At 53.3% G+C, this 366-nt stretch carries 1 protein-coding gene; it reads left to right on the top strand.

Annotated elements, in window-relative coordinates; translation table 11 throughout:
* Positions 1-221: 221 nt before the first annotated feature.
* On the top strand, positions 222-366 hold a 145-nt coding region (locus A3764_RS00670), incomplete at its 3' end, for a YbjN domain-containing protein (RefSeq protein WP_150122013.1).

The raw sequence follows: 366 nt of genomic DNA, 5'->3' as shown, positions 1-366 counted from the left end.
CCTATCCCGTATGTTGTGGTCGTGACGATTCCGTCCACAGCTTATTGCGGTTATCCCCCAACATTCGTGGTTATCCCCAGAAAAAGGGTTGCCAGAACCCTACTTTTACCCCCACCATATCTTGTAGGGCATGTGCACGGTCACACGCCCTGTAGCAAAAGCACCTAGCGATGGGGGCGGCTGACAGCTCCTACGCTGGTCGAATATATAGAGGTGACGAAATGGCCCTGTCCGAGCAGTACCTTGAAGAAGACATCCACCCCATCGATATCGTCGAAAATATCGCGGCCCATCATGAATGGGACTTCGACCGTATTTCCGACGAACAGATCGCCATGGCGGTCGAGGGGCAATGGCGTACCTATT

It is taken from the genome of Sulfitobacter sp. HI0129 (assembly GCF_001635395.1).
Classification (GTDB): Bacteria; Pseudomonadota; Alphaproteobacteria; order Rhodobacterales; family Rhodobacteraceae; genus Sulfitobacter.
Note: the sequence above shows the minus strand (reverse complement) of the source record. Positions and strands in the feature narration are given on the sequence as shown.